Genomic DNA, 24,631 nt, shown 5'->3' on the forward strand with positions numbered 1-24,631 from the left:
AAATGAGTAATGAAAATGCATCATTAGCGCCAGTTGCATCTCCTGATAAAAATAAAAAAATCCTCCATGGATTATTAAAGATGCCCGCGTTCCTGCCGTTTGTCGGTCTGGTATTACTGTTTTCCTGTATGGCTATTTTTAATGATTACTTTTTAACAGTAGATAACCTCTCGACCGTCGCCCGCCAGGTTTCAATTAATGCCATTATCGCCATCGGAATGACGTTTGCGATTCTGACCGGCGGTATCGACCTCTCCGTCGGCGCGGTGATGGCGCTGGCCGGTACGCTGATGGCGGGGTTAATGAAGTATTATGGCTTAGACCCATGGTTAGCCATCCTTATCGGCTTGTGTTCCGGTGTGGCTTTTGGCGCGATTAACGGCTTTTTAACCGCTTATGGCAAGATGCCGCCCATTATCGTCACTCTCGGGGCGATGATTATTGCCAAGGGCCTGGCGCTGATTTATACCGGTGGCTATCCCATCTCTGGATTACCTGATTCATTTGCCTTTTGGGGCCGTGAATATCTGTTCGGTATTCAGGTGCCGATTATTCTGATGGTGGTTTTATATATCATCTTTTATATCGTCCTGAACCATATGCCGTTCGGTCGCTATGTCTACTCCCTGGGGGGGAACGAAGAGGCGGCACGCCTGAGCGGCCTGCGGGTAAAATATTATAAGTTGCTGGTCTACGTTATTAGTGGTTTTACCGCCAGTTTCGCCGGGCTTATTTTTACCTCGCGCGTCATGAGCGGTCAGCCTAATGCCGGCGTTGGTTTTGAACTGGATGCTATTGCCGCAGTTGTGCTCGGCGGCGCGTCTATTGCCGGTGGGCGAGGAATGATTATTGGTACGTTAATTGGCGCGATGATGCTCGGGGTACTGAATAATGGCTTAAATCTTCTGGGGATCTCGCCTTATGTCCAGTACGTAGTGAAAGGGCTCATTATTTGGGGTGCTACTTTTATTAGTTCTGCCAGACGTTAAGAGCCTATCTCATTAGGGCTATTTTGCTTGCCACTTTGAACCTGGGCAGTGCTCAGAATCCTCACGTACTACGTGTACGCTCCGGTTCTTGCGCGCTGTCCGTGTTCAAACTGTCTGCGCCAATAACGCCTACTGGGATAGGCTTTAAATCATTTTCATTGTGGGGTGAAGGGATATGAATTTTATCGGAGTCGATATCGGCGGGACGGTAACCAAAGCCGGTATCTATAATGAACTAGGGCAAGAGATCCACGTCGCGTCGCAATATGCGCAGGTGTTATCCGATCAACCGGGTTTTACCGAGCGAAATATGCATGAGCTTTGGGATACCGTATGTAACGTCATTAAAAAAGTGATGTATGAAAGCCAGGTGCCACCGTTAAGTATTGGCGGGATCGGTTTTTCCTCGCACGGTAAGGGGCTTTACGCGATTGATAAAAAAGGCGAGCCGGTACGCAATGGAATTATTTCATCTGATACCCGGGCGCTTGAGTTTGTCAAAAAATGGTACCGCGAAGGTATCGACAAACTGGCCTATCCAAAAGGATTACAGCAGCTGTGGACCGGACATCCGGTGTCGCTGCTGGCGTGGCTTAAAGAGTATGAACCGGCCAATTACGACAGAATCGATGCCGTTTTGATGGTCCACGACTACATCCGTTTCCGCCTGACCGGCGAAGCGACGGCAGAAATCACCAATATCTCCGGCAGTAATTTTTATAACCAGTTCACCTCCCGCTACGACAGCGACATGATGGCGCTATTTGGTATTGAGGAAGTGGTGGATAAAACCGCGCCGGTGGTGAACTCAACGGATTGCGTGGGTCACATTACCCTGCAGGCATCACTGGACTGCGGGTTGTGTCCTGGCACGCCAGTCTTCGGCGGCTTTTTCGATGTGGTTGCCTCCGCCGTTTCTTCGGGGATTGATCGGGCCGATACCCTCAGTGCGGTGGCAGGAACGTGGAGTATTGCCACCTCGGTGACGGATAATATTATTGCCAGCGACTTTCCCTATATCTGGGGGAAATATTGTATTCCGGGGAAATATTTTGTTCATGAAGGCAGCCCTACCTCGGCGAGTAATCTCTCCTGGTTTGTGAAACAGTTCTTTCCTGACGATGACCGCTGCTATGAGCATTTCGAAAGCTGGATTGCAGAAGATACCGACAGCAATCTGGTCTTTTTACCGTATCTGTTTGGTTCCAATCTGGCGATGGATCTCCCCGGTGCGCTGGTCGGCCTGGCGGGTCATCACACCAAAAAAGACATTATTGCGGCCATCTATCGCGGGATCGTCTTTTCCCACCTGGTGCACCAGGACCGCATTATTGAACTCAATCAGGATATTCAAAAAATCCGCTTCACCGGCGGGCCGAGCCAGTCGAAAGGCTGGACGCAGATGTACGCCGATGCCTCCAACCTCCCTCTGGAAGTGGTGGATATTGAACAGGCCGGATGTCGCGCGGCTGCATTATGCGCGGCTGCTGGAACCGGTGCCTATGCCAACTTCAGCGAAGCTATCCAGGCGACGCAGCCGGAAGTCGTTTGTTACCAGCCGGATGCCAAACGACATCAGCAGCTGCGTGAAGGCTATGACCGCTACTTGCAGGTCGCACAGAGCCTGGCCAATGCGACGGGAGCTGCGCGATGAAACCCAGACTTGGTATTTATGAAAAGGCACTCCCTGTCGCGCTGGACTGGCCAAAACGCTTCGAACTGGCAGCAAATCTGGAGTTTGATTTCCTCGAAATCTCTGTCGATGAGAGTCCGGAACGCCAGGCCCGACTGCGCTGGAATCGGGGCCAGAGGCTGGCGTTCGTTGCCGACAAAATCAACAGCGGCATCGATGTGCCGAGCATGTGCCTCTCCGCGCATCGCAGCCATCCTTTTGGCAGCGTCAACCGTGACACCCGGTTAAAGGCGCGCGAACTGATGCTTGATGCGCTGGACTTTGCCAGCCACGTCGGGATCCGCAATATCCAGCTGGCAGGCTATGACGTTTACTACGAATCCTCCTCCGCGCAAACTCGCGAATATTTTATTGAAGGGATTAACTGGGCGGTTGCTGAAGCGGCGAAGGCGCAAATCATGTTGTCGATGGAGATCATGGACACCGCCTTTATGAGCAATATCTCCCGCTGGCTGGATCTGGAGCGCAAGATATGTAGCCCGTGGTTCTGCGTCTATCCGGACGTTGGCAACCTAAGCGCGTGGCAAAACGATGTTCCTGAAGAGTTGAGTAAGGGCATTCATAAAATCAGCGCCATCCATTTGAAGGACACCCAGCCCGTTTCACACGCCTCGCTGGGGCAGTTCCGCGATGTGCCGTTCGGCACCGGCTGCGTGGATTTCAGCGAGATCTTCCGTTCGCTTGCCGCGCTGAACTATCGCGGCGCATGGTTGATTGAGATGTGGGCCAAAAATGACGGGCTGGATAGCGAGAGAATTGCCGAGGCCAAAGCGTGGTTAACGGATAAATACCAGCAGGGTTTTCTTGCCCCGCAGCATGAAGTTAATGTGAATTCAGGAGTGAAGTATGCTGGATAAACTCAAGCAGACGGTTCTTGACGCCAATCTGGCGCTGCCGAAATTTAATCTTGTCACCTTTACCTGGGGCAACGTCAGCGGTATCGATCGCGATGCGGGGCTGGTGGTGATTAAGCCTTCCGGCGTGGAATACGATGTGATGTCGGCTGACGATATGGTGGTGGTTGAACTGGCGACCGGGCGAGTGGTGGAAGGGCGCTATAAACCCTCATCCGATACCCCGACGCATCTTGAACTGTATAAAGCGTTTAGCGGTGTGGGTGGGATCGTGCATACCCATTCGCGCCACGCGACGATTTGGGCGCAGTCGGGCAGGCCGCTGCTGGCGATGGGGACGACGCATGCCGACTACTTTTATGGTCCGATCCCCTGCACCCGTCCCTTGAGCGATGATGAAATTCGCGGCGATTATGAAACCAATACCGGCCACGTGATTATTGAAACGTTCAGGACGCAGGATATCGAACCGCTCAGCGTGCCTGCCGCACTGGTGCATGGTCACGGCCCTTTTGCGTGGGGAAAAGATCCGGCGAATGCAGTGCATAATGCGGTGGTGCTGGAAGAGATTGCCTACATGAATATGTGGACCCGGCAGTTGGTGAGCGAGGAGCAGCCGGTATCTACGACGCTGCTGGATAAGCACTATTTACGTAAGCATGGGGCAGGAGCCTATTACGGGCAATAATCGTGGGAATCTCCCGGAGGCGACGCGATGCGCCTGTCCGGGCTACCTGATCGGCAGACGGCGCTGAATCCGTAGCCCGGCCAAGTGCAGCGCCGCCGGGTTGAACCCCCGGAGGCGGCGTGATGCGCCTGTCCGGGCAACCTGATCGCCAGACGGCGGTGAACCCGTAGCCCGGCCAAGCGCAGCGCCGCCGGGAAACAATCGACACGCGATCGCAACCTGGGGCAACGGCTACGGCATAAACCGGTAGCCGATCCCCGTTTCGGTCAGCAAATGCTGCGGTCGCGCCGGGTCAACCTCCAGCTTTTGCCGCAGGTGTCCCATATAAATCCGCAGATAGTGGCTGTGCTCCACCGCATTCGGTCCCCAAACCTGATTGAGCAACTGACGCTGGGTCAGCACCTTACCGGGATTATTCAACAGCACCGCCAGCAGGCGAAACTCAATTGGCGTCAGATGGATCTCTTCGTCGCCACGTACGATGCGGCGGGCGGGAATATCAACTTCGATATTGGCAAAGCGCACCAGCGGCTCGTCGGCCTGAGCGCCAGCATGGCGGCGCAGCGCCACGCGTAAACGCGCCTGTAGCTCGCCAATACCAAAAGGTTTACTCAGATAGTCATCGGCACCGGCGTCGAGAGCGGCGATTTTATCCAGTTCCTCGGTGCGCGCCGACAGCACGATAATCGGCATTTGGCTCCACTGGCGAACCTCGCGAATAAACGCGTTGCCGTCACCATCGGGCAGACCAAGATCGAGAATGACTAAATCCGGCTTGCGGGTGGCGGCCTCAATCAGCCCGCGTTGCAGCGTTTCCGCTTCAAATACCCGCATGCCGTCGGCTTCCAGCGCGGTGCGCAGAAAGCGGCGGATAGCGTTTTCGTCTTCGATGATCAAAACGTTAATCACATTTCCTCGGCTAACTCTTTCAGTTCAGGGGGCGCTTCTCGCGGCAGTGTAACACGGAAACAGGCACCGCCTTCCTGACGCGTCGCGCCGCTGATCGTCCCGCCGTGGACTTCGACAATGGCCTCACAAATCGCCAGCCCCAGCCCCACGCCGGGAATTGCTGACTCCTTATTGCCGCGAGCGAACTTATCAAAGATAGCCTGTTCCTGCCCCGCAGGGATACCGGGCCCGTTATCCCACACCTCCAGAAACAAATTATGCGGGTCGGTATGCGCCGCAATGCCGATTTGTGCTTGCGGCCCGGCGTATTTCACCGCATTTTCCAGCAGATTAATTAGCACCCGTTCAAATAGCGGCCCGTCGACGTGCACCAGCAGCAGCGGGTCCGGCAGCGCAAGCTGAATATGCCGACCGCCGAGACCCGGCTCCAGCATACGCAAAGCGCTGCCGACCACCTCTTCCAGGGTTAACCACTCTTTATGCAAATTAAAGCCACCAGACTGAATCCGCGCCATATCGAGCAGATTATTGACCAGCCGGGTGGTGTTCAGCACATGCTGGCGAATCTCATTGGCCTGCGGGGCATGTTTCGAACCCTCGCTGGCGAGATCGAGCGTCAGGATCTCCGCCTGACCAAACAGCACCGTCAGCGGGGTGCGCAAATCATGTGACAGCGCTGCCAGCAGCGAGTTGCGCAGGCTTTCGCGTTCGCTGTTCATCCGGGCCTGCTCTTCGCTGGCGGTTAACGTCAGCCGCTCCAGCGCGCTGGCAACCAGCAGGGTGAAGGTTTCCAGCAGACGCTGTTGTTCGGGGATCATGAGCTGGCGCAAATTATCCGGTTCTACCACCAGCAATCCCCAGGTACGGGCGGCGCTTTTTAGCGGCAGAATCTGATAGGGCACGCCGGGCAGGGTGTCGGTACCGGCTCCGGCGGGCTGGCCTTTATCGAAGCTCCAGCGGGCAATGGCGTCATCCCAGGTGATGGCTGCGGTTTGCTGGGTTAGCGGCGAGAGTCTTCCGGCATCATCGGGCAGCAGCAGCTGGCTGCGCGCCTGAAACGTCGAGGCAATAAATCGCTCGCTGGTGGTGGCGATATCCTCATGGCTGCGGCCCACCGCCAGCGCTTTTGACATTTCGTAAAGATGACGGGTGCGCCGTTCTCGATAGCGCGCCACTCGAGCCTGGTAACGTACGCCAGCGGTCAGATTACCAATCAGCAGCCCGACGGTCAGCATCACGCCAAAGGTCAGCAGATACTGCACATCGGAAACCGCCAGCGTACCGCGCGGCGCAACAAAGAACAGGTCAAAGCTGACCACGTTAATCACCGTCGCCAGTACCGACGGCCAACGGCCATACACGAGGGCGATAATCACCACCCCGAGCAGATACAGCATCACCAGGTTGGCGGCTTCGAAGGCCATTAGCCACTGCATCGCGACGACGGTAATGACCGCGCACAGCGCGATGGCGACCACGCAGCCCTGAACCTGCAAACGCCATTTTTCCATCGCCGTGCGGCCATCGCTGGCGCGAGCGGGCAGAGGGGCGGTTTTTTCATCCAACGCGATGACGACCAGATCGAGATCCGGCGCGTGCCGGGCCAGACGATCGGCGAAACCGCTGCGATCCCACCAGCGTCTTTTTTGCTGGCGGCCAATCACTATTTTGCCGAGGTTATGCTCGCGAGCGTAGTGCAGAACGGCCTTCTCTTCGGAAGGATCGGAGAGCGTGGCGGTTTCTGCCCCCAGCTCCTGCGCCAGCCTGAGCGCGGCGAGAATCGCCCGTCGCTTTGCTTCCGGCAGCCGGTGCAGAGAGGGGGTTTCAACGTAAACTGCATGCCAGACGCTGCCCAGGCGAGCCGCCAGTCGGGCGGCAGCGCGAACCAGCTTTTCGCTGCCGGTATTATGGCCAATGCACAGCAAAATGGCGTCGCGGGTGTGCCAGACCTTTTCCTGTCCCTGACGGTCGCGCCAGGCGCGCATCTGCTCATCAACCCGATCGGCGGTGCGGCGCAACGCCAGCTCGCGCAGGGCAATCAGGTTGCCCTTGCGAAAGAAGTTCTCAATCGCTCGCTCGGCCTGACCGCCGATATAGACTTTACCTTCATTGAGCCGCTGGCGCAGATCGTCCGGGGGAAGGTCGACCAGCACCACATCGTCGGCGGCGTCGAAGAATGGGTCGGGGACGGTTTCGCGTACCTGTACGCCGGTGATGCCGCTGACCACATCGTTAAGGCTTTCCAGATGCTGGACGTTGACGGTAGTAAAAACGTCGATGCCGGCTTCGAGCAGCTCTTCGACGTCCTGCCAGCGTTTGGGATGGCGTGAGCCGGGCGCGTTGCTGTGCGCCAGCTCATCCACCAGGATCAGCGCCGGACGGCGGGCCAGCGCGCCGTCAAGGTCAAACTCTTTAACGTAGCGCCCGCGATGGGAAAGGCGGCGCAGGGGGAGGGTGCTCAGCCCCTCAAGCATCGCCGCCGTCTCTTTACGCCCATGGGTTTCCGCCACGCCAACCAGAATATCCAGCCCCTGGGCGCGCAGCCGCTGCGCTTCCGCCAGCATCGCCCAGGTTTTACCCACCCCCGCGCAGGCGCCAAAAAATACCTTCAGTTTTCCGCGATGCGCAGAGGCGGTGTGTTGTAACAGGCGGTCAGGGTCCGGACGCAGCGGCTCGTCACTCATTTCACTTATCCTTCAGGGCATCCAGCGACATATTCAGCTGCAGTATATTTACCACAGGTTGACCGAGAAAACTGAGCAACGGTTTTTGCGTTGCGTCATTAACCAACTGGCTCACCTGTTCAACGCTGAGCTGTCGTGCTTTGGCGACGCGAGGTACCTGCCACAGCGCGGCGGCCGGGGTCAGGCTGTAATCCAGCCCGCTCGCTGAAGCGGTCACCAGTTCAACCGGTACCGTCGGATTCGCATCCGGGTTGGCGTCGCGCAGGGCCTGCACCCGTTCGCTGATGGCTTTATCCAGCGCCGGATTGCTGGCGGCAAGGTTGCTGCCGCCGGAAGCCAACGGGTTATCCGCTACCTCCGCCGTGGCGGAAGGGCGGCCCTGGAAATAGCCCGCAGCGGTAAAGTTCTGCCCGATCAAGCGGGAACCACGCACTTCGCCTTCAATGCGCACTAGCGAGCCGTTGGCCTGCTGCGGAAACCACCACTGTCCCAGCGCGGTGGTTAATAGCGGATAGACGCCGCCGGTGATGAGCGTCAACAGAATAAAAAGTACAAGGGCCGGACGAATTATTGACATGATTATCTCCTTACAGCAGCCCGGTCAGGGTCAGTAACAGGTCGATGGCTTTGATACCAATAAACGGCACCAGCAGCCCGCCGAGACCGTAGACCCACAGATTACGGCGCAGCATCGCCGAGGCCGACAGCGGCTTATAGCTCACGCCTTTCAGCGCCAGCGGGATCAGAAAGACGATAATCAGCGCGTTAAAAATCACCGCGCTTAAAATCGCCGAGGAGGGCGAGTGCAGATGCATCACGTTAAGCATCGCCAGCGGTGGATAGACGGCGGCAAACGCGGCCGGAATAATGGCGAAATATTTCGCCACGTCGTTGGCGATACTGAAGGTGGTTAAAGAGCCACGGGTCATCAGCATCTGTTTGCCGATATGCACCACTTCAATCAATTTGGTCGGGTTGGAGTCGAGGTCAACCATGTTGCCAGCCTCTTTTGCCGCTTGGGTGCCGGAGTTCATCGCCACCGCCACGTCGGCCTGCGCCAGCGCCGGGGCATCGTTGGTACCGTCACCGGTCATCGCCACCAGTCGTCCTTCGGATTGATACTGGCGGATCAGCGCCAGCTTGGCTTCCGGCGTGGCTTCGGCAAGGAAGTCGTCCACTCCGGCCTCTGCGGCAATGGCGGCGGCGGTCAGGCGGTTATCGCCAGTGATCATCACCGTTTTAATCCCCATTTTACGCAGTTGAGCAAAACGCTCTTTAATGCCGCCTTTGACGATATCTTTGAGTGAAATAATCCCCAGCACCCGCTCGCCTTCGGCAACCACCAGCGGCGTTGCGCCGAGGCGTGCGACCTCTTCAACCTGTTTTTCGACATCGGCCGGGAAGTGACCGCCGTTGGCTTCCACGTGGCGACGAATGGCATCCACCGAACCTTTGCGGATCATGCGTTGGTCGATGTTGATACCGCTCATCCGGGTCTGGGCGGTAAACGGCACGAAGGTGGCGTGCAGTGATTGCAGATCGCGCTCGCGCAGATTAAAGCGCTGCTTCGCCAGTACCACGATACTGCGGCCTTCCGGGGTTTCATCTGCCAGCGAAGAGAGCTGGGCGGCATCGGCAAGGGTTTTTTCCTCCACGCCCTGGGCGGGCAGGAACGCTGAGGCCTGGCGGTTGCCAAGGGTGATGGTACCGGTTTTGTCCAACAGCAGCACGTCAACATCACCCGCCGCTTCTACCGCGCGCCCGCTGGTGGCGATCACGTTAGCGCCGAGCATCCGGCTCATCCCGGCGACGCCGATGGCTGACAGCAGGCCGCCGATAGTGGTGGGGATCAGGCACACCAGTAGCGCCACCAGTACCGTCACGCTGACCGCGTTACCGCTCCATGCTGAGAACGGCCAGATGGTGGCGGTGGCCAGCAGGAATACCAGAGTCAGGGCGATAAGCAGGATCGTCAGCGCGATTTCGTTTGGCGTTTTGCGACGCTGAGCCCCTTCAACCATGGCGATCATCCGGTCAAGGAAGGTTTCGCCGGGGTTAACGCTACAGCGGATCACCAGCCAGTCGGAAAGAATACGCGTCCCGCCGGTCACCGAGGCGAAGTCGCCGCCAGATTCACGGATAACCGGCGCTGATTCGCCGGTTATGGCGCTTTCATCTACCGACGCGCCGCCTTCGAGAACTTCGCCATCGCAGGGAATAATATCCCCCGCCTCGACCAGCACCACGTCGCCTTTGCGCAGCTCTTCGGCGGGAACGTGATCAATTTGCGCATCGTGCTGTGGGGCGCGTAGCTTGCGGGCAAACGAGGTCTTTTGTACCCCTTTAAGGCTGTTGGCCTGCGCTTTACTGCGGCCTTCAGCCATCGCTTCGGCGAAGTTGGCAAACAGTACGGTGAACCACAGCCAGATACTGACGGTGGCGGTAAACCCGGCGCTACCCGCGATCTGTCCGCTGGCCATGGCGATGGCGAGCAGGGTGGTTAACAAGCTGCCAATCCAGACGATAAACATCACCGGGTTACGCCACTGTACTGACGGGCTAAGTTTTTTCACTGCGTCCAGCAGCGCCTGGCGCACCAGCGTCGGCTCCAGCAAGGCTAATGGTTTGCGACTCATAACAGGTTGCTCCGCAATCGCTTAAAGTAAGGAAAAGTGTTCCGCCAGCGGGCCGAGTGCCAGCGCGGGAATAAAGGTCAGTGCGCCAACCAGCAGTACGGTGCCGATCAGCAGGCCGATAAACAGCACGTCATGCGTGGCGAGCGTACCGGTACCGGTGGGCTGAATTTTCTTGTTCACCAGCGAACCGGCAATCGCCATCACTGGGATAATGACCGCGAAGCGACCGACCAGCATGCAGAATGCCAGCAGCAGATTCCAGAACGGCGTTGCTGCGCTTAAGCCACCGAAGGCGCTGCCGTTGTTATTCGCCGCTGAGGTGACGGCGTATAGCACTTCGCTGAAGCCGTGCGGACCAGGGTTAAACATCCCCGCGCGCCCGGCCTCGGTCATCATCGCCAGCGCTGTGCCGAGCAGCACCAGCGTTGGCGTAACCAGAATGGCCAGCGCAATCATCTTCATTTCGCGGACATCGATTTTCTTACCGAGGTACTCCGGCGTGCGGCCAATCATCAGCCCGGCGATAAATACCGCCAGCATGACGAACAGCAGCATGCCGTATAGTCCCGAGCCAACGCCGCCGAACACCACTTCGCCAATCTGCATTAACCACATTGGCACCATCCCGCCCAGTGCGGTAAAGGAGTCATGCATCGCGTTGACCGCCCCGCAGGAGGCGGCGGTAGTGACCACGGCGAACAGGCTACTGGCGAGAATACCGAAGCGGCTCTCTTTGCCTTCCATATTTAGACTGCTGTCGGCACCAAGGCTTAACAGGTGCGGGTTGCCGCGAGTTTCGGCCCACATGACGACCGCCACGCAGACGATGAAGATAAGCGTCATTGCCCACAGAATTGCCCGTCCCTGACGGCGGTCGCCCACTACCTCACCGAAGGCAAAACACAGAGCCGCCGGGATCAAAAAGATCGCCAGCATCTGCACCATGTTGGTCAGCGCGGTCGGGTTTTCAAACGGGTGCGCCGAGTTGGCGTTAAAGAAGCCGCCGCCGTTGGTACCAAGCATTTTAATCGCTTCCTGCGAGGCGACCGGCCCCATCGGCAGCATCTGGCGTACCCCTTCCAGCGACGTAAAACCCTGATACGGCGCAAAGCTCTGCGGCACGCCCTGCTGAATAAAGAACAGCGCAATCAGCAGTGAAATGGGCAGCAGCAGCCAGAGGGTGATGCGAGTCAGATCGACCCAGGCATTGCCAAGTGTGCTGACTTTTTGCCGGGCGTAAGCGCGGGTAAGGGCAAAGACCACCGCGATGCCGGTGGCGGCGGAGAGGAAGTTTTGTACTGCCAGCCCCGCCATTTGGCTGAGGTAGCTCATGGTGGCTTCCCCGCCGTAGGCCTGCCAGTTGGTGTTGCTGACAAAGCTCACCGCCGTATTCAGCGCCAGATCCCAGGACAAGCCGGGCAGATGCTGCGGATTAAGCGGCAGGGAGCCCTGGAACATCAGCAACGCAAACAGCGCCACCAGACCCAGCGCGTTAAACAGCAGGATGGCGAGTAAGTATTGATACCAGTTCATCTCCTGCGAACGAATGCCCGCAGCCCGCCATAATCCGCGTTCGATACCGGCAAGTCCCGGTAACGGGACATCGTTGATCATGGTCGCCAGCGCTGTTCCCAGCGGACGAGCCAGGAGCATCAGCAGCAGAATAAAGCTCGCGATGAGTAAAAATCCTTGAGCGGCCATCAGAATGCCTCCGCGTGTATCAGGGCATAAACCAGATAAACCAGCAACAGGAACACCAGCGCTACGCCAGCGATTACGCCTGCAGTCACAATCCACCTCCGGGTGTCTTTTTGATTTACGAGGAGGATAGAAAGTCGGGCGCAAAGATTTCGCAAAAATTAGCTGCAAGGGTGTAAAAAAAATATAAAAATCACCAATCCCTTAATTTAACTAATGGTTAGTATTATTTTAACTTTTATGTAACTAAGTTACCGGATGAATGTAAATAAAAGCTAAATAAGTGCTTTTTAGTGGTCGGATGAGTAGTAAAATTACAGCCAAAGCGGTACTATTTTAACCAGAGACACATTGATACTTTACCGGCGTTGATTGCCGGCCTGACAAAGGGGAGAGAAATTATGGCGTTGTACAAAACTTATCCTGCTCACGTAATCTTCGCGCGTCGCACTTTCGCCGTTGTGGCTGGCGTGGCGGCGCTTCCGGTGATGCTGTTCTGGAAAGACCGTGCCCGTTTTTACAGCTGGCTGCACCGCGTGTGGTCAAAAACCAGCGACCAGCCGGTATGGATGGCGCAGGCGGAAAAAGCCTCCGCAGATTTTTACTGATATCCACATATCGTCTGAACGCTGTAAGCCGCCGGTTTCCCCCGGCGGTTTTTTTTTGCCTGTTGTGGCTTACACTTATTACTTCTGATGATACAAGGAGAAGTGATGAGCGACACCTGGCTGGAAGACGATAGCAAAACCCGTATTTACACCTTACGTGAACTGGATAATCTGCGCCGCGATGGGCTGACCCGGGGCAAATTGGTGGATTTTCATAGCCGCTACAAGCTGATACTGCTGGCGCATTCACAACCTGAATACCGCCAGATTGGGCCTTTTGTGGCAGCCATGGCCGACTGGCCTTCGCTGGACGCCTTCTTTGACGCCTATCGTGAGCGTCTGGAGAAGCTGCTGGCCCATCCGTCTACCCGGCAAAATCACACCAATGTCCTGATGCACGTTCAGGGTTATTTCCGCGAACATCTCACTGCCCAACAGAAGCAGGCGTTGACTGCACTTATCGACGACTATCGTTTGGGAAAAGAGCCGCTGCTGGCGCCGGTGAATCAGCTCAAACACTATCTGACCGAGTTCCCGGACGCTTATCTCTCCGGGCAGCGCTACTTTACCGGCTGGCCGCAAGCGCTGGACGAATAAAAAATCACTGATTGCAGGAGTTTTATGGCCACCCATCTGGTCTGGTTTCGCGCGGATTTGCGCGTTCACGATAACCTGGCGCTTGCTGCTGCCTGTCGCGATCCTCATGCTCGCGTGGTGGCGTTGTTTATCGCCACGCCGGGACAATGGCGTCAGCACGGCATGGCGTCGCGTCAGGCGGCATTTATTGTCAGTCATCTTGATAGCTTACAAATGGCGCTGGCCGAGCGGGGGATCCCGCTGCTCATTGAACATGCGGAGGACTTCGCCGCCAGCGTGACGCTGCTATCTGAAGTCTGTAAGCAGCAGCAGGTCAGCCATCTTTTCTACAATTACCAGTATGAAATTAATGAACGCCAGCGCGATGCGTTAGTCGAGAAAAACTTACAAGGCGTGATATGTCAGGGCTTTGATGACAGTGTGCTGTTACCGCCCGGCAGCGTGCTGACCGGCAATCGCGAAATGTATAAGGTGTTTACACCGTTTAAAAATGCCTTTATTCGCCGCTTAAAGGAGGCGCTGCCGGAGTGCGTTGCTGCGCCGAAAGCCCGCGTCGGTGGGGCAATAGATTCAACGACTGACGTGAAAATAGACTATTCGCAGACGCCGTTTGATAGCGACCTGTTTGCTGCGGATGAAAAAGCCGCTATCAATCAGCTACGCCGTTTTTGCCAGCAGAAGGCCGCCGATTATGATGAGCAGCGCGACCTTCCGGCCATCGAGGGGACCAGCCGCCTGTCGCCGTGCCTGGCAGTCGGCGTGCTCTCACCGCGTCAGTGCCTGCATCGCCTGCTGGTGGAGCAGCCGCGAGCGCTGGAGGGTGAAGCGGGGGCGGTGTGGCTCAACGAACTTATCTGGCGCGAGTTTTATCGCCATCTGATGGTTTACTACCCGAATTTGTGTAAAGGACGACCTTTTATCGCCTGGACCGATAACGTGGCGTGGTTGGATGATAAATCCGCGCTGCAGGCCTGGCAGCGCGGGCAAACCGGTTTCCCGATTGTTGATGCCGCCATGCGTCAGCTTAATTCTACTGGGTGGATGCATAACCGCTTGCGGATGATTGTCGCCAGCTTCCTGGTGAAAGACCTGCGAATCGACTGGCGATTGGGGGAGCGCTACTTTATCGAACAGCTGATTGATGGCGACCTGGCGGCGAACAATGGCGGCTGGCAGTGGGCGGCGTCAACCGGTACCGATGCTGCGCCCTATTTCCGCATTTTTAACCCGACGACCCAGGGAGAGCGGTTTGATAAATCCGGGCAGTTTATTCGTCACTGGTTGCCGGAGCTGGCCGATGTACCGGAGAAAGCGGTGCATCAACCGTGGCTGTGGGCGGAGAAAAATAGCGTGACGCTGGATTACCCGCGCCCGATTGTCGATCACAAACAGGCGCGACTGGAGACGCTGGCGGCCTGGGAGGCCGCCAGAGAAATTAAGACTCCAGCGCCAGACGACGAGCCCTGACCTTCACGGAGTGGTACAGCCAGATAACCAGCACCAGGCCGACGCAGGCCAGCGAGCCCCAGGTGATCTGGCTGAACACCTCGATGTAGGCGTTAATGGAGTAGTTGACGGCCCCGGCGGCGTCGAACGAACCCTGCGAGGTTTGATCGGCAATTACCCCCGCCAGATAGTTGGCGATGGCCCCGGAGAGCAGCATATAGATGCCGGTCAGTACGCCGGTCACGCCGGGGATCTCAATACGGGTAATTTGCGACATCGCCACCGGGTCGATAAACAGCTCGGCGAAACCCATTACCGCCAACCCCAGCACCATCAGCGGCATTGAGGATTGCCCGTAAGCCGCCGACCAGCGCGCGCTCAGCGTCAGGATACAAAAACCGGCGCTCATCAGACCGAGGCCCAGCGCGAACTTGCCCCAGATACGCACGGTACGGTTGCCGTTGATATTTTCTTTCACCAGCCACGCCAGCACGACCCCGCAGAGCATGACCGCAAAGGCGTTGACCGACTGGAACATCGCCGTCGGTATCTCGTAACTCATAACATGGCGGTTCACAAAGCGGTCGATATACAGGCTAATTGAGCTGCCGCCCTGCTGCGCAAATGCCCAAAACAGCAGGCTGAAGCAGGTCAGCACCATAATCAGGCGCAGCTCTTTACGCTGTTTGGCAGTCTCTGCGCGCAGGTAGATACGCGCCAGAACCGTCAGGCCAATAATCGTCGCCACAATTAGCGCATACACCGACCACTCCTGCCAGAACAGCACGGTAATCAACAACGGCGCCGTGACCAGCAGTACCAGCAGCCAGGCCCAGTTTGGCAACACGAAATTCCGCGCCCGCAGCGCTTCGCGATTCACGCCCCGGGTGTGACGGAAGTGATGATTACCGCAAAGGAAAATGACCAGCCCGGCGATCATCCCGACTGCCGCCAGGGCGAAGCCCATTGCCCAACTGTACTCTTCCTGTACGTAGCCACAGGCGATTGGCGCAATGATCGACCCCACGTTACCCGCGGCATACATCAGCGAGAAGCCGCCATCGCGACGCGGATCGGTGGGTTCGTACAGTTCGCCGAGCAGACAGCTGACGTTGGATTTAAACAGCCCGTAGCCGCAGACGATAATCGCCAGCGACAGATAGAGGAAGGTGGGCGCGACTTCGCTGGCCCCGAGCACCAGATGACCGACAGCCATCAACAGGGCGCCAATAATCACCGCCATGCGGTTGCCGAGCAGCTTATCGGCCAGAAAGCCGCCGAGAATAGGGGTAACGTAAACCAGAGAACAGTAGGCGCTGAACAGTTCGTACGCATGGTTATCGTCATACTTAAGCTGATTGGTGAGATACAAAATCAGCAGTGCGCGCATACCGTAAAAACTGAAATATTCCCAGATTTGCAGCGCGACGACGTAATAAATCGCCCGCGGCTGTGAAGATGATGTGTTCATTTAACGTTCTGTCCTGCCATAAAAAGGAAAGTCGATCTTTCTGCATGAATAGCCATTAGCTAGTGATATTCATGGCCTTATAGGCTTTCTGGTTATTTAATATGCTGTAATAGTGCATAAATATACACGAATGCGCGAAGAGGGGAGTAGACAAATCGCGGGATTTTGCTAAAAGTCAAAACAGACGCCGAAGCGGCAGAACTATCGACGGAGCGGGCGGATAACGCTATGTTATTCCTTTGCATTACACGAAGACCTGATGGAGCGATAATGAAAAATAGCGAACTGGAACAACTGATTAATGAAAAACTGAATAGCGCGGCCATCAGCGATTACGCACCCAATGGGTTACAGGTGGAAGGGCGCGAGACGGTGCAAAAAATCGTGACCGGCGTGACCGCCAGCCAGGCGCTGCTTGATGAAGCCGTGCGCCTGGAGGCCGATGCGGTGATTGTTCATCATGGTTATTTCTGGAAAGGCGAATCGCCCATTATTCGCGGCATGAAGCGCAACCGTCTTAAAACGCTGTTGGCTAACGATATCAACCTCTATGGCTGGCACCTTCCGCTTGATGCTCACCCGGAGCTGGGTAATAACGCTCAGTTGGCTTCATTACTTGGCATTAATGTGATGGGCGAAATCGAGCCGCTGGTGCCATGGGGTGAACTGTCGATGGCGGTATCCGGGCTGGAGCTGGCCTCGTGGATTGAAGCGCGGCTGGGGCGTAAACCGCTGTGGAGCGGTGATACCGGGCCGGACAAAGTGACCCGCGTGGCGTGGTGCACCGGCGGCGGCCAGAGCTTTATCGATAGCGCGGCCCGTTTTGGCGTTGATGCGTTTATTACCGGTGAAGTTTCGGAGCAAACCATCCACTCGGCGCGCGAACAGGGGCTGCATTTCTATGCCGCCGGCCATCATGCCACCGAGCGCGGCGGTATTCGCGCGTTAAGCGAATGGTTGACGGAAAACACCGAACTGGATGTCACGTTTATTGATATTCCGAACCCGGCTTGATGAACGGAGGCAAAAGTGCAGCGAGCGCGTTGTTATTTGTTAGGTGAAACGGCAGTCGTACTGGAGCTTGAACCTCCGGTGACGTTGGAGAGCCAGAAACGGATCTGGCGTTTAGCCCAGCGGCTGATTGGTCATACCGAGGTGGTGGAAGCCGTTCCGGGCATGAACAACATTACCGTGATATTGCGTAACCCCCAGCGAACGGCGTGGGATGCGATTGAGCGTTTGCAGCTCTGGTGGGAGGAGTGCGACACGCTTGAGCCGCAATCGCGGGAGATTTCGGTTCCGGTGGTTTACGGCGGCGAAGGGGGGCCGGATCTGGGAGAGGTGGCTCGCCACAGCGGCCTGAGCGAAAAGCAGGTGGTTGAACTGCACTCGTCGGTGGAGTACGTGGTGTGGTTCCTCGGCTTCCAGCCGGGCTTCCCGTACTTTGGCGGCCTGCCGGAGCAGCTGGCGATGCCGCGCCGGGCTGAGCCGCGTCTGCTGGTACCCGCTGGTTCTGTCGGTATCGGCGGGGCGCAAACCGGGATCTACCCGCTGGCCACGCCGGGCGGCTGGCAGCTTCTGGGCCATACGCCGCTGGCGCTGTTTGATCCGAAGCGCAAGGAACCGGTACTGCTGCGTTCCGGTGACCGGGTGCGTTTCGTGCCGCAAAAGGAGGGCGTATGTTGAAGATTATCCGTGCCGGGATGTATACCTCGGTACAGGACGGCGGGCGTGAAGGGTTACGCCAGCTGGGTATCAGCCGCTGCGGCGCGATGGATAAACCGGCGCTGGTTATCGCCAATCTGCTGGTCGGTAATGGGGCCAACGCCGCAGCGCTGGAAATCACCCTGGGCCAGGTGGACATTCAGTTTGCCCGCGATGCCTGGTTTGCATTGACCGGTGCCGCCTGTGAAGCGACGCTGGATGGTCAACCGGTCTGGCTGGGCTGGCGCGTGGCAGCAAAAGCGGGTCAACGATTGGTACTCAAAACGCCGCGGATCGGCATTCGCAGCTATCTGGCGGTGGCGGGAGGGATTGCGGTACCGAAAGTCCTCGGCTCGCGCAGTACCGATCTGAAAGTGGGAATTGGCGGCCTTGAGGGGCGACGGTTGCAGGACGGTGACCAGCTAAAACTGGGGAAATCGACGAAGCAGTTCAGCACACCGCGTGGCGTAAAACAGTTGCCCGTGGGTAACTGGATCCGTGCCTTGCCGGGTCCGGAGTACCATGAGTTTGATAGCGCGTCGCAGCAAGCTTTCTGGCGCTCGCCGTGGCAGCTTAGCCCGCAGAGCAACCGGATGGGCTATCGCCTGCAAGGGCAGCCTTTGGTGCGTACCACCAATCGGGAGATGTTTTCCCACGGCCTGCTGCCCGGCGTGGTGCAGGTTCCGCATAACGGCCAGCCTATCGTGCTGATGAACGATGCGCAGACTACCGGCGGCTATCCGCGCATTGCCAGCATTATCGAAGCCGATATGTATCAGCTAGCGCAAATACCGCTCGGCCAACCGATTCACTTTGTCCCCTGTACGCTGGAAGAGGCGCTGAAAGCCCGCGCCGATCAGCAGCGTTATCTGGAGCAACTGGCGTGGAAACTGAACGATGAAAATTGACTTGAATGCCGACCTCGGCGAAGGCTGTGGTAACGACAGCGCGTTATTACAACTGGTTTCGTCCGCCAATATCGCCTGCGGCTTCCACGCAGGGGATGCCGTGATGATGCATCAGTGCGTCCGGGAAGCGCTAAAGTACGGCGTTGCCGTGGGCGCGCATCCCAGCTTTCCTGACCGGGAGAATTTTGGCCGCACGGCCATGCAGTTACCGCCGGAGACGGTTTATGCGCAGACGCTGTATCAGGTTGGTGCGCTGGCGGCGATGGTTCGTGCGGAAGGTGGCACGCTCCAGCACGTCAAACCTCACGGTATGCTCTACAACCAGGCAGCAAAAGACCCGCAGCTGGCGGACGCTATCGCCAGAGCTGTCCGCGATCTCGATTCGGCGCTGGTGCTGGTGGGGCTGGCGGGCAGTGAACTGATCCGCGCCGGGCAGCACTATCGCCTGACCACGCGGCAGGAAGTTTTTGCCGATCGCGGCTATCAGGCTGATGGCAACCTGGTACCGCGCACGCAGCCGGGAGCGCTTATCGATAGCGAAGAGCAGGCGCTGGCGCAGACCCTGGAAATGGTGCAACACAATCGGGTACGCAGCGTTACCGGAGAGTGGGCGCATGTGATGGCAGAAACCGTCTGTTTACATGGCGATGGGGAACATGCATTAGTTTTTGCGCGCCGCTTGCGTGCGGCGTTTGCCGGGCGCAATATACAGGTCAGCGCTGAAATAGAAGAATAAAAACAATATTATCAGTTAGTTAAAAACAAACAACAATTCACAACATACAGGATGTTACTATGGGAGAGTCAGTATCCCTCTGGCCGTTGATCGGTATTGCCGCGATCGTGGTCGGATTCGTTTTGCGTTTTAACCCGGTGCTGGTGGTGATTATCTCCGGCATCGTCACCGGTCTGGCGGCCCATATGCCGGTTGCCACCATTCTTGAAAAGCTGGGTGAAGGGTTCCTTAATACCCGCAACCTACCGCTTATCCTGCTGTTGCCGCTGGCGGTTATTGGCCTGTTGGAGCGGCACGGCCTGAAAGAACGTGCGCAGGCGTGGATCGCGAAGATCCAAAGCGCTACGTCTGGTCGTCTGCTGATCGTCTACTTGTTTATCCGTGAAGTGACCGCCGCGCTCGGGTTGACCAGCCTGGGTGGTCATCCCCAAATGGTGCGCCCGCTGCTGGCGCCGATGGCGGAGGGGGCTGCGGAGAAAGTCCACGGGCCGCTGCCCGGCGCAATTCGCTATCGTTTACGCGCCATGTCGGCCGCGACCGATAACGTCGGCTTATTTTTCGGTGAGGATATTTTCGTCGCCTTCGGTGCGATTATCTTTATGCATAACTTCATGCTGGAGTCGGGCGGTATTCAGACCGAACCGCTGCATATCGCCTTGTGGGGGATCCCGACGGCGGTCTGCGCCTTCTTGATTCACTCCGCACGCCTGTGGCGGCTGGATCATCAGATACAGCGTGAATTGAAGAAGATCAATGCTGGCCGGACTGAAGGCGGTGCGGCATGAACTTCCAACAAAACTATCTCTACTGGCTTGCGGGCGTCATTTTGCTGATTGTGGCGGTGATGTCATGGCGGGATAAAGCGAATCCGCGCCGTCTGACTACCGGTTTGTTCTGGGGTCTGTACGGTGTTGTATTCCTGTTTGGTGACTGGACATACCAACTGTTCGGCGATAAACGCACCGTTAATATTGCCGTTGGCTGCGTGGTCGTGGTGCTGGCGCTGATTGCCGGTTTTGGCGGCGTGAAGCTGGGAAAATATCATCAACGTTCGCCTGAAGAGCGTACTGAGAGCGCGACCCGCCTCGGTAACCGGCTGTTCTATCCGGCACTGGCGATTCCGGTGGTGACGGTCGTCGGTGTTTTATTGTTTAACAATCTGCCGTCGTTACAAGTGATGGTATTTGGCGCGGGTAACCACTCTACGCTGATTACTCTCTTCTCAATGACGCTCGGAACGTTGATCGGTCTGGCGATGGCTATTCGAATGACCCATGAAACGGCAGCGCAACCGTTACAGGAAGCGCGTCGTCTGCTGGATTCGGTCGGCTGGGCGTTTATTTTACCGCAGATCCTCGCGGTTCTCGGGCTGCTGTTTACCGCTGCGGGCGTTGGCAATAGCATCTCCTGGCTGACGCAGAACTATCTGGCGGTAGACAGCCGGTTTATCGCCGTTGCCGTCTATACCATTGGCATGGCGCTGCTGACGATGATCATGGGTAACGCTTTTGCCGCGTTCCCCATTATTACCGCAGGGGTCGGCATTCCCATTCTGGTGCTTCAGCATGGCGGTAACCCGGCGGTGATGGCGGCGATTGGTATGTTTTCCGGCTATTGCGGCACCCTGATGACGCCAATGGCGGCCAACTTTAATATCGTTCCGGCAGCGTTGCTGGATTTGCCGGATAAAAATGCGGTCATTAAGGCGCAGATACCGACTGGCGTACTGCTGCTTACCGTTAACGTCTTTTTGCTCTATTTCCTGATGTTCCTGTAAGGAGGGATCATGGCTGGCGTATTGATTACCGGTTTCGAGCCGTTTGGCGGCGAGGCGGTTAACCCTTCGTGGGAAGTGGTAAAGCAACTGGATGGCGTTATCATTGCCGGACAGCCTGTGGTGGCACGGCAGCTGCCGTGCGTTTTTGGCGAAGCTCTCACGGTATTAAATGCCGCGCTGGATGAGCTGGATCCCGTCTTGACCCTTGCCGTTGGTCAGGCGGGAGGACGCGTCGATATTACCGTCGAACGGGTGGCGATTAACGTCGATGATGCGCGGATCCCGGACAATAAAGGTTTGCAGCCGATCGACGTGCCGATTATTGCCGATGGTCCGGCGGCCTACTTCAGCTCGTTGCCGATCAAAGCGATCGTCTCCGCGCTGCGTGGTCGTGGGATCCCTGCATCGGTATCGCAAACGGCGGGAACCTTTGTCTGCAACCATGTGATGTACGGTCTGCTGCATGGACTGCGTGCAAAGGCAGGCGCAAAGGGCGGCTTTATCCATATTCCCTATCTGCCGGAGCAGGCTGCGGCCCATCCTGGTGAAGCGAGTATGGCGGTAGAAACGGTGCGTGTAGCGCTGGAAACGGCTATCGCTGTCGCCCTGCAACAGGGCGATGACGTGAAAATCGGTGGCGGCGCCACGCACTAAACAGAAGGACATGATTATGCCGGAAGGCCCGGAAATCCGCCGCGCGGCGGATAGCCTGGAGGCGGCGATCAAAGGCGAACCCCTCACGCGAGCGTGGTTCGCCTTTCCGCAATTACAATCTTATCAATCTCAACTGGTCGGTCAGCAGGTCACGCGCATTGAAACTCGCGGTAAGGCGCTGTTGACTCATTTCTCCGGTGGGCTGACGCTTTATAGCCATAATCAGCTGTACGGCGTCTGGCGGGTGGTCGAGGCTGAGTCTCAGCCTGAGACGACCCGCATTCTGCGCGTCAGGCTACAGACGGCGCACAAGGCCATTTTGCTCTATAGCGCCTCCGATATTGAGATGCTGACCCCGGAACAGCTCGCTCAGCATCCGTTTTTGCTGCGGGTGGGGCCGGATGTACTCGATATGACCCTCACTGTTGAACAGGTCAAAGAGCGGCTTCTGTCGACGAAATTTCGCAACCGTCAATTCTCCGGGCTGCTGCTGGATCAAGCGTTTCTTGCGGGATTGGGGAATTATCTGCGCGTTGAGATCCTCTGGCAGGTGGGATTAACCGGGCGTCATAAAGCCTCTGAGCTGGATGACAAACAGCTTGATGCGCTGGCCCACGCGCTGCTCGATATCCCGCGTTTGTCTTACAACACGCGCGGTCTGGTGGATGAAAATAAACATCACGGTGCGCTGTTTCGTTTTAAGGTTTTCCATCGTGAAGGGGAGGCCTGCGAGCGCTGCGGCGGGATTATTGAGAGAACCATGCTGTCGTCGCGACCGTTTTACTGGTGCCCGGGGTGTCAGCACTAGCTATATGCCTGTTTTCGTAGGCCCGGTAAGGCGCTAGCCGCCACCGGGCAATTCCAGCTAGGTGAAATTTGTCAGCCATAAAAAAACGCGCCATCAGGCGCGTTTTTTATCTTCGCAATATCAGGCTTAGTATTTGATATCGTTTTTGAAATCGCGTTTTTCGTAGCCGGTGTACAGCTGACGTGGACGGGCGATTTTCATGCCGTCGGTGTGCATTTCGTTCCAGTGTGCAATCCAGCCCACAGTACGCGCCATCGCGAAGATAACGGTAAACATGGAAGATGGGATGCCCATCGCTTTCAGAATGATACCGGAGTAGAAATCGACGTTCGGGTAAAGTTTCTTCTCGATGAAGTACGGGTCGTTGAGCGCAATGTGCTCAAGCTCCATTGCCACTTCCAGCAGATCGTCTTTGGTACCCAGCTCTTTCAGCACTTCATGGCAGGTTTCACGCATCACGGTGGCGCGCGGGTCATAGTTTTTATAAACACGGTGACCAAAGCCCATCAGGCGGAAAGAGTCATTTTTGTCTTTCGCACGACGCACAAATTCCGGAATGTGTTTAACCGAGCTGATCTCTTCCAGCATTTTCAGCGCTGCTTCGTTGGCGCCGCCGTGTGCCGGTCCCCACAGGGAAGCAATACCCGCAGCGATACAGGCGAATGGGTTCGCGCCAGAAGAGCCTGCGGTACGCACGGTGGATGTTGAGGCGTTCTGTTCGTGATCGGCATGCAGGATCAGGATACGGTCCATGGCGCGTTCCAGTATCGGGTTCACTTCATACTTTTCACACGGCGTGGAGAACATCATATTCAGGAAGTTACCCGCGTAGGAGAGGTCATTGCGCGGATAAACGAAAGGCTGGCCGATTGAATACTTGTAACACATCGCCGCCATAGTCGGCATTTTGGAAAGCAGGCGGAATGCGGCGATATCGCGGTGGCGTGGGTTATTCACATCCAGCGAATCGTGATAAAACGCAGCCAACGCACCGGTGATACCGCACATCACGGCCATCGGGTGAGAGTCGCGACGGAATGCGTGGAACAGACGGGTGATCTGCTCGTGAATCATGGTGTGGCGGGTAACGATAGTTTTGAATTCGTCGTACTGAGCCTGGGTCGGTTTTTCGCCATTCAGCAGGATGTAGCACACTTCCAGGTAGTTGGAATCGGTCGCTAACTGATCGATCGGGAAACCGCGGTGCAGCAGGATACCTTCATCACCGTCGATAAAGGTGATTTTAGATTCACATGATGCGGTTGAGGTGAAACCAGGGTCAAAAGTAAATACGCCTTTTGAACCAAGACTACGAATATCAATAACATCCTGACCGAGAGTGCCTTTTAGCACATCCAGTTCAATAGCAGCATCACCACCCAGGGTGATTTTTGCTTTAGCATCAGACATTTATGGTCTCCTTAGCGCCTTTATTGCTTAAGGCTGCCGGGTGGTGGATTTGCATTCGGCCCGTAGCGGATGACGTTACCAGTTTGTTATGTTGCACATCGCTCTGCGTCGCGAAAAGGGCAGGGTACAGAGCAAGGGCGCTTGATGGTAAGTCTTCAGTCTACGTTGAAACAACAGCAAATCAGCGTTTTAGCAGCCCGAATTTTATAAACTATATACCACTAATAACTGTCCTGATTACATCGGTCAATACTCTCTCACTGTTACATAACTTATTCGCAGGTAAAAGAGTGACCCCATAACTTTTGCCTATCATCGCATTTATCTGGTAATGGTTGTAACAATAATGTTTAATATTTGT

Annotated in this window: 22 protein-coding genes and 1 pseudogene; 15 read left to right on the forward strand and 8 right to left on the reverse strand. The window is 56.6% G+C overall.

Annotated features, from left to right (window positions below; all coding sequences use genetic code 11):
- Nucleotides 1-2 precede the first annotated feature (2 nt).
- From HV127_RS16035 to araD, 4 genes are all read left to right on the forward strand, one after another.
- Nucleotides 3-989: an ABC transporter permease gene (locus HV127_RS16035; protein WP_110273374.1), complete on the forward strand. Its 987-nt coding sequence runs from the start codon at nucleotides 3-5 to the stop codon at nucleotides 987-989.
- A gap of 175 nt (nucleotides 990-1,164) precedes the next feature.
- Complete coding sequence (locus tag HV127_RS16040; RefSeq protein WP_182237218.1) at nucleotides 1,165-2,643, forward strand: FGGY-family carbohydrate kinase; 1,479 nt, start codon at nucleotides 1,165-1,167, stop codon at nucleotides 2,641-2,643.
- Nucleotides 2,640-3,539, forward strand: a complete 900-nt coding sequence (locus HV127_RS16045; RefSeq protein WP_182237220.1) for an L-ribulose-5-phosphate 3-epimerase — start codon at nucleotides 2,640-2,642, stop codon at nucleotides 3,537-3,539. Before HV127_RS16040 ends, HV127_RS16045 begins: the two co-directional genes overlap by 4 nt.
- A complete protein-coding gene (araD, locus tag HV127_RS16050) occupies nucleotides 3,529-4,224 on the forward strand; it encodes an L-ribulose-5-phosphate 4-epimerase (protein WP_182237222.1) in 696 nt (231 codons plus the stop codon). The genes HV127_RS16045 and araD overlap by 11 nt, the downstream gene beginning before the upstream one ends.
- A 231-nt stretch (nucleotides 4,225-4,455) precedes the next feature.
- On the opposite strand, the gene kdpE is transcribed toward araD, so the two are convergent.
- From kdpE to kdpF, 6 genes are read right to left on the reverse strand one after another with little or no spacing between them, the layout of a single operon-like run.
- Nucleotides 4,456-5,133, reverse strand: coding sequence for a two-component system response regulator KdpE (gene kdpE / locus HV127_RS16055; RefSeq protein ID WP_182237224.1), 678 nt, complete (start codon nucleotides 5,131-5,133; stop codon nucleotides 4,456-4,458).
- Nucleotides 5,130-7,817: a two-component system sensor histidine kinase KdpD gene (gene kdpD, locus HV127_RS16060; RefSeq protein WP_182237226.1), complete on the reverse strand. Its 2,688-nt coding sequence runs from the start codon at nucleotides 7,815-7,817 to the stop codon at nucleotides 5,130-5,132. The genes kdpE and kdpD overlap by 4 nt, the downstream gene beginning before the upstream one ends.
- 1 nt (nucleotide 7,818) lies before the next feature.
- On the reverse strand, nucleotides 7,819-8,394 hold the full coding sequence (kdpC, locus tag HV127_RS16065) for a potassium-transporting ATPase subunit KdpC (RefSeq protein ID WP_182237228.1): 576 nt from the start codon (nucleotides 8,392-8,394) through the stop codon (nucleotides 7,819-7,821).
- 10 nt (nucleotides 8,395-8,404) lie between these two features.
- Nucleotides 8,405-10,453, reverse strand: a complete 2,049-nt coding sequence (kdpB, locus tag HV127_RS16070) for a potassium-transporting ATPase subunit KdpB (RefSeq protein ID WP_182237230.1) — start codon at nucleotides 10,451-10,453, stop codon at nucleotides 8,405-8,407.
- Nucleotides 10,454-10,474: 21 nt separating this feature from the next.
- Nucleotides 10,475-12,154: a potassium-transporting ATPase subunit KdpA gene (kdpA, locus tag HV127_RS16075; protein ID WP_182237232.1), complete on the reverse strand. Its 1,680-nt coding sequence runs from the start codon at nucleotides 12,152-12,154 to the stop codon at nucleotides 10,475-10,477.
- Nucleotides 12,154-12,243 (reverse strand): K(+)-transporting ATPase subunit F, encoded by a 90-nt coding sequence (gene kdpF, locus HV127_RS16080; protein WP_049250631.1) that lies wholly within the window; start codon nucleotides 12,241-12,243, stop codon nucleotides 12,154-12,156. The genes kdpA and kdpF overlap by 1 nt, the downstream gene beginning before the upstream one ends.
- A 309-nt stretch (nucleotides 12,244-12,552) precedes the next feature.
- Between kdpF and HV127_RS16085 the strand changes: the two genes are divergently transcribed.
- The 3 genes and pseudogenes from HV127_RS16085 (at nucleotide 12,553) to phrB (ending at nucleotide 14,823) form a co-directional block, all read left to right on the forward strand.
- The gene (locus HV127_RS16085; protein WP_110277323.1) at nucleotides 12,553-12,759 is read left to right on the forward strand and encodes a YbfA family protein; all 207 of its coding nucleotides are present in this window, start codon (nucleotides 12,553-12,555) and stop codon (nucleotides 12,757-12,759) included.
- Between the two features lie 105 nt (nucleotides 12,760-12,864).
- Nucleotides 12,865-13,356, forward strand: a pseudogene (locus HV127_RS16090) (DUF1722 domain-containing protein); the annotation flags it as partial.
- Nucleotides 13,357-13,380: 24 nt separating this feature from the next.
- Nucleotides 13,381-14,823 (forward strand): deoxyribodipyrimidine photo-lyase, encoded by a 1,443-nt coding sequence (phrB, locus tag HV127_RS16095; RefSeq protein ID WP_182237236.1) that lies wholly within the window; start codon nucleotides 13,381-13,383, stop codon nucleotides 14,821-14,823.
- On the opposite strand, the gene dtpD is transcribed toward phrB, so the two are convergent.
- Nucleotides 14,792-16,273, reverse strand: a complete 1,482-nt coding sequence (dtpD, locus tag HV127_RS16100) for a dipeptide permease DtpD (protein ID WP_182237238.1) — start codon at nucleotides 16,271-16,273, stop codon at nucleotides 14,792-14,794. The two genes, phrB and dtpD, sit on opposite strands and share 32 nt — an antisense overlap.
- A 270-nt stretch (nucleotides 16,274-16,543) precedes the next feature.
- On the opposite strand from dtpD, the gene HV127_RS16105 reads away from it, so the two are divergent.
- From HV127_RS16105 to nei, 8 genes are read left to right on the forward strand one after another with little or no spacing between them, the layout of a single operon-like run.
- Nucleotides 16,544-17,287 (forward strand): type 2 GTP cyclohydrolase I, encoded by a 744-nt coding sequence (locus HV127_RS16105; RefSeq protein ID WP_110277319.1) that lies wholly within the window; start codon nucleotides 16,544-16,546, stop codon nucleotides 17,285-17,287.
- 15 nt (nucleotides 17,288-17,302) lie between these two features.
- Nucleotides 17,303-17,959: a 5-oxoprolinase subunit PxpB gene (gene pxpB / locus HV127_RS16110; protein WP_110277318.1), complete on the forward strand. Its 657-nt coding sequence runs from the start codon at nucleotides 17,303-17,305 to the stop codon at nucleotides 17,957-17,959.
- Nucleotides 17,953-18,885, forward strand: coding sequence for a 5-oxoprolinase subunit PxpC (gene pxpC, locus HV127_RS16115; protein WP_182237240.1), 933 nt, complete (start codon nucleotides 17,953-17,955; stop codon nucleotides 18,883-18,885). The genes pxpB and pxpC overlap by 7 nt, the downstream gene beginning before the upstream one ends.
- Nucleotides 18,875-19,621, forward strand: a complete 747-nt coding sequence (gene pxpA, locus HV127_RS16120) for a 5-oxoprolinase subunit PxpA (protein ID WP_112214483.1) — start codon at nucleotides 18,875-18,877, stop codon at nucleotides 19,619-19,621. The genes pxpC and pxpA overlap by 11 nt, the downstream gene beginning before the upstream one ends.
- Nucleotides 19,622-19,680: 59 nt before the next feature.
- Nucleotides 19,681-20,406, forward strand: coding sequence for a DUF969 domain-containing protein (locus HV127_RS16125; RefSeq protein WP_112214482.1), 726 nt, complete (start codon nucleotides 19,681-19,683; stop codon nucleotides 20,404-20,406).
- Nucleotides 20,403-21,398: a DUF979 domain-containing protein gene (locus HV127_RS16130; protein WP_142512013.1), complete on the forward strand. Its 996-nt coding sequence runs from the start codon at nucleotides 20,403-20,405 to the stop codon at nucleotides 21,396-21,398. Before HV127_RS16125 ends, HV127_RS16130 begins: the two co-directional genes overlap by 4 nt.
- 9 nt (nucleotides 21,399-21,407) lie before the next feature.
- Nucleotides 21,408-22,052: a pyroglutamyl-peptidase I gene (pcp, locus tag HV127_RS16135; RefSeq protein WP_182237242.1), complete on the forward strand. Its 645-nt coding sequence runs from the start codon at nucleotides 21,408-21,410 to the stop codon at nucleotides 22,050-22,052.
- 16 nt (nucleotides 22,053-22,068) lie between these two features.
- A complete protein-coding gene (gene nei / locus HV127_RS16140; RefSeq protein WP_112214479.1) occupies nucleotides 22,069-22,860 on the forward strand; it encodes an endonuclease VIII in 792 nt (263 codons plus the stop codon).
- A gap of 126 nt (nucleotides 22,861-22,986) precedes the next feature.
- Here the strand turns inward: nei and gltA are convergent, their stop codons facing one another.
- Nucleotides 22,987-24,270, reverse strand: a complete 1,284-nt coding sequence (gltA, locus tag HV127_RS16145; RefSeq protein ID WP_182237244.1) for a citrate synthase — start codon at nucleotides 24,268-24,270, stop codon at nucleotides 22,987-22,989.
- Nucleotides 24,271-24,631: the final 361 nt, after the last annotated feature.

Source organism: Klebsiella sp. RHBSTW-00215, from assembly GCF_014103785.1.
GTDB lineage: Bacteria > Pseudomonadota > Gammaproteobacteria > Enterobacterales > Enterobacteriaceae > Klebsiella.